The following is a 5453-nucleotide window of genomic DNA, read 5'->3' as shown; positions in this document are numbered from 1 at the left end:
TTCAGAAACCGACAATGAACTGGATAAACGGCTAAGACCATTATCTTTTTCTGATTTTAGTGGTCAGAAAAAGATAATTGAGAATCTTAGTATCTTTGTTCAGGCTGCTAAACAACGTGGAGAAGCACTTGATCATGTGTTGCTTCATGGACCTCCAGGACTTGGTAAAACAACACTTTCAAACATTATCGCCAACGAATTAGGCGTAAACTTAAAAGTAACTTCAGGACCTGTTTTAGATAAACCAGGCGACTTAGCCGGCTTACTAACCAATCTAGAGAAACACGATGTTTTATTCATTGACGAAATACATCGTTTAAGCCCCGTAGTTGAAGAATATCTTTATTCGGCTATGGAGGATTATAAAATTGATATAATGCTCGACAAAGGGCCCTCAGCACGCTCTATTCAAATAGAACTTGAACCCTTTACGCTTATTGGTGCAACAACTCGCTCAGGTTTGTTAACAAGTCCTCTTAGAGCTCGTTTTGGTATAAATTCTCACCTTGAGTATTACGACGCTGAAGTTTTAAATACCATCATAAAACGATCGGCAGGAATAATTAACGTAGGCATAGATGAAGAGGCTTCAAATGAAATTTCGCGTCGTAGCAGAGGAACACCTCGTATTTTAAATGCTTTATTGAGGCGTGTACGCGATTTTGCTCAGGTTAAGGGAAATGGAAATATCGATCTGGCGATAACCAAATATGCGCTAGATGCTCTGAACATTGATCGTTATGGATTGGATCAAATGGACAACAAAATTCTTTCAACAATAATCGATAAATTTAAAGGTGGACCGGTTGGTATTACAACCATTGCAACTGCTGTTGGCGAAGATGCCGGAACCATTGAAGAAGTGTACGAACCCTTCCTGATTAAAGAAGGTTTTATAAAACGAACTCCACGCGGAAGAGAAGTTACCGATTTGGCTTATAAACATTTAGGACGCGTTCGGTACGGCGACTCCCCTAGTCTGTTTTAGGATTGGAATGTTGGAGTATTAGAATTTGGAATGGTATTTTTCTGAATTTCGATTAACGATTTTAGATTTATGATCGGAAAAGCCATATCGGTTTCTTTGATATCTACTTCTAAAATCAGCATTCGCTAATCACCATTCGAAATTCTTTTACTTTTCTATAAACTTCACTTCGAATAACATTGGCCACAGTTTTCCGGTAACAAACATGCGGTTGTTTTTGGCATCGTATGCAATTCCGTTTAACACATCAATTCGGTCGTTTGGTTGGTGATACATATCGATCAAACCTTCCATATTTATTTCTTCCAAAACTTTACCGGTTTTGGCATCAATTTTAACAACGAAGTTGGTGGTATAAATATTGGCGTAAATTATTCCGTCGATGTATTCCAGTTCGTTCAAAACATTCATGTTTCCACGGTTATTGGCCACCTGTACAGTTTTAACTATTGAAAAATCATCAGGATTCAACCAGGTTAACACATTGGTTCCGTCGCTCATTATCAGGTTGGTACCGTCGTTTGTTAGTCCCCATCCTTGTTCTGATTTGTAAGTAAAACTATCGATTACGGCAAAGGTTTCAAGGTCGTAAACAAAACCTTTTTTTGCACGGTAGGTAAGCTGGTAAATTTTACCATTTAAAATAGTAATTCCTTCTCCAAAATACTTGTCATCCATGTCGAAAGATTGAAGCGGCTTGCCGGTTTTAATATCGATTTTCATCAGTTTCGAATGGCTGGTTTCGCCTGTTCCTTCGTACAAATAACCGTTGTAATATTCCAATCCCTGGGTGTACGAAGTTTTTAAATGCGGATATTTTTCAATTACCTGGTATGTCAGTTGTTTTGGGGCTATATCAGAAATTACATTAATGGTTTTTGTGCGGCTGTTTTTTAATCCGTCGGTTTTTTCGGCATCTACTTTAAAACTGGTGTTTCCAACCTGATCCAGTTCAACACCGGCAATTTCAAAATTAAGGTCGGTACTTTCTTTTATTAAGTCGCCCTCGTAATAAACTTTAACCGATTTTAGCTCGCCGTCGCGCAGTTTGGTTTTAATCTCCAAATTTACTTTATCGCCTGAAGTATATAGTTGTTTAGCCGGTTTAATACTAATGGAACTCACCGGTTTTCGTGGGCGTTTATTCGATTTATTGGAGCACGAAAAAAAGCTCACAAACAAACAAAATATCAGTACTATTGGGAAGAGGTTTCGCTTCATTACGCTGTAATTTTTGATTTCAAAGATAAAACATATTGTAAAAGGTTCTTTTGTAGAAAAGCATCAAAGCAAATGATTTTATCTTTGCCTAAAATTTCAACAATTGAATCCTTTTAAGAAATTAGCAAGCGATACGGCTATTTACGGGGTTAGCAGCATTGTAGGCCGCTTTTTAAACTGGTGGCTTGTCCCCTATTATTCGTTTATGTTTTTGCCCGGCGAATATGGTGTGGTAACCAACATGTACGCGTATGTGGCATTTTTACTGGTGTTGCTCACCTACGGAATGGAAACATCGTATTTCCGTTTTGCCTCAAAAAGCGAAAACCCCGAAAAGGTGTATTCCACATCGATGGTATCTTTGTTTTTTACCACTTTTTCGTTCGTATTGCTGGCAGCAGCTTTCCGAAATGAAATAGCCGCCTGGATTCAGTATCCCGATCATCCGGAGTATATTTTGTGGTTTGCCATAATTTTGGGTGTCGATGCGTTTACAGCCATTCCTTTTGCACGTCTCCGTTTAAAGAACCGGCCCATAAAATTTGCCTTTATTAAACTGGTAAATATTGGTTTTAACATTGGTTTTAACCTGTTCTTTATTTCCTTGTGCCCAAGGATATTAGCCAATAATCCCGATTCAATACTTTCAACCGTTTATTTAGCTGATATCGGCGTAGGTTATGTGTTTATTTCCAATTTACTGGCTTCGCTGATTACCCTGGTTTTACTGCTTCCCGAGATCTTCAGAATCTCGTTTCAGTTTGACAGGAAGTTGCTGAAACAAATGTTGAGTTATGGTTTCCCTATTCTGATCGTTGGATTAACGGGAATGATCAACCAGAATATAGATAAAGTGCTGATTCCGTTTTTGGTACCTGAGAATCAGGATCCGATGTTTCAGCTCGGTATTTATGGTGCCAACTACAAACTTGCCGTGCTGATGAATATGTTTATTCAGGCATTCCGTTATGCTTTCGAACCTTTCTTTTTTGCCCGCGAAGGATCAAAAGACGACCCAAAAATATATGCCGTTGTAATGAAATATTTTGTCATTTTCGGACTTGTTATTTTCATAGGAATGGTATTGTTTATCGATGTGATAAAAGTGATTGTCGACTCACAGTACCACGAGGGATTAAAGGTGGTGCCACTTGTGTTAATGGCCAATCTGTTTTATGGTATGTATTTTACGCTGTCGTTGTGGTATAAGCTAACCGACAAAACGCGCTACGGTGCATATATGGCTTTAATTGGTGCCACAATCACGCTGGTTTTAAACCTTGCTTTGGTTCCGGTTATGGGTTATATGGGATCGGCAATTGCAGTGTTTGTCTGCTTTTTGGTGATGCTGCTTCTCTCCTATTTTCTGGGACAAAAACATTTTCCGGTGCCTTACGATCTCAAACGAATTGGCAGTTATTTTCTGGCGGCCATGGTAATTGTGACCATCGCTCAATTTACGCTCGATTTACAGGTAATAATTAAATATTCCATAAACATAGTTTTATCACTGGCATTTATTGTACTTGTTTTTAAATGGGAAATAAATGAGCTTAAGCGATTTATTCCCTTTATAAATAAGTCATAATAATCAGAATATTAGGTTATTACTAAAGGTAAAATCTACTAATGTTATCCTCTCGTGCAACAAATATTAGGAATAAATGAAATAAATATCAAAAAGTATTAATTTTGTGCAAATGAAGAATTTAGAGGGAAAAGTAATAGCATTGGCAAGTGATCATGCCGGTTTTGCTAAAAAGCAGGTGATTATCAAATTTTTGAGCGATAATAATATTGCTTTCAAAGATTTTGGATGTTACACCGAAGAAAGCGTAGACTACCCTATTTATGCCCATAAAATGGGTGAAGCAATTGAAAGTGGTGAATACGAAATTGGTATCACGTTTTGCGGAAGTGGCCAGGGAATTAGCATTGCCGCAAACAAGCACCAGGGTGTACGTTCGGCAGTTTGCTGGACAGAAGAAATTGCTGCACTGGCGCGTCAGCACAACAATGCAAATGTGTGTGCAGTGCCCGGTCGTTTTGTGAGTGATGAAGAAGCCATTGCTATTGTTACAACTTTTCTGAATGAAGATTTTGAAGGCGGACGACACGCTAAGAGAGTGGATCAGATTCCTGTTGAGAAATAAATGACAACGCATAAAAAAATATTTCTGAAGGATTCAAAAATTACTTTCGATAAAAAACACCGGAAGACCTTAAATTTCAATATTTCGAAATACGACGAAGCCGTTGCTAAAGGCAAACTTCGTTACCGGAATATGGATTTGGCGAAACACCGTGCTTCTTATCTCAAAAAGAAAGTAGTTTCCAATCTTGCGCATTATCTCGAAACATTTGAAACAAATGCCAAAACCAACGGAATTGATGTGGTTTGGGCACGCGACAGCAAAGAAGCTGTTTCGGAAATCATAAAAATTCTGACCGAGAACGAGGCTAAGCTTTTGGTAAAAAGCAAGTCGATGATCTCGGAAGAAATTGAATTAAACGAAAATCTTGAGAAAGCTGGTTTTGAACCGGTTGAAACCGATCTGGGCGAGTTTATCGTTCAGGTAGCCGGCGAAAAACCATATCATATTTTAACGCCGGCAATGCACAAATCGAAAGAAGATGTTGCCGCGCTTTTTCATAAAAAATTCGATACTCCCGAGGATTCAACACCAACAGAATTAACCCTTTTTGTGCGAAAAGTATTGCGCGAAAAATTTACTTCGGCCGAGGTGGGTGTTACGGGTGCTAATTTTCTGGTGGCCGATGTTGGAGGAGTGGCACTTACTGAAAACGAAGGAAACGGTTTTATGTCGGTGGCCTTCCCGAAAGTACATATTGTAATTGCAGGAATTGAAAAACTGATTCCGTCGATCGACGATTTACAGCTGATGTTTCCCTTACTTTCGGCCTTGGGAACCGGACAACAGGTTACGGTATATAATTCGTTGATTACCGGCCCAAAACGCGCTGATGAAGCCAACGGACCGGAAAAAATGGTGGTGGTTTTGCTCGATAATAACCGTACAAAAATTGCTGCCGAACCCAAACATGTCGACGCACTGAAATGTATTCGCTGCGGTGCTTGTTTGAACGCCTGCCCCATTTACAAAAATGTGGGCGGATACACGTACAACACCACTTACAGCGGCCCGATAGGATCGGTAATAACGCCTTTTATGAAAGGCTTTGATAAATACAATCATTTAAGTTTTGCCTGCACGGTTTGCGG

At 39.1% G+C, this 5453-nt stretch carries 5 protein-coding genes; 4 read left to right on the top strand and 1 reads right to left on the bottom strand.

The genetic code is table 11. The features are described 5' to 3' along the window. Nucleotides 1-988 (top strand): Holliday junction branch migration DNA helicase RuvB (gene ruvB / locus ABZB17_RS20005; protein WP_372652944.1); only part of this gene is annotated, 988 nt, incomplete at its 5' end. 147 nt (nucleotides 989-1135) lie between these two features. Here the strand turns inward: ruvB and ABZB17_RS20000 are convergent. After that, nucleotides 1136-2209 carry a glutaminyl-peptide cyclotransferase gene (locus ABZB17_RS20000; protein ID WP_372652942.1) on the bottom strand — a complete coding sequence of 358 codons (1074 nt, stop codon included), beginning with the start codon at nucleotides 2207-2209 and terminating at the stop codon, nucleotides 1136-1138. A gap of 103 nt (nucleotides 2210-2312) precedes the next feature. On the opposite strand from ABZB17_RS20000, the gene ABZB17_RS19995 reads away from it, so the two are divergent. The 3 genes from ABZB17_RS19995 to ABZB17_RS19985 form a co-directional block, all read left to right on the top strand. After that, nucleotides 2313-3797, top strand: coding sequence for a lipopolysaccharide biosynthesis protein (locus ABZB17_RS19995; protein WP_372652939.1), 1485 nt, complete (start codon nucleotides 2313-2315; stop codon nucleotides 3795-3797). Nucleotides 3798-3909: 112 nt separating this feature from the next. Then, on the top strand, nucleotides 3910-4362 hold the full coding sequence (gene rpiB / locus ABZB17_RS19990; RefSeq protein WP_372652937.1) for a ribose 5-phosphate isomerase B: 453 nt from the start codon (nucleotides 3910-3912) through the stop codon (nucleotides 4360-4362). Then, on the top strand, nucleotides 4363-5453 hold a 1091-nt coding region (locus tag ABZB17_RS19985; RefSeq protein ID WP_372652935.1), incomplete at its 3' end, for an LUD domain-containing protein.

Source organism: Draconibacterium sp., from assembly GCF_041583095.1.
GTDB lineage: Bacteria > Bacteroidota > Bacteroidia > Bacteroidales > Prolixibacteraceae > Draconibacterium.
Note: the sequence above shows the minus strand (reverse complement) of the source record. Positions and strands in the feature narration are given on the sequence as shown.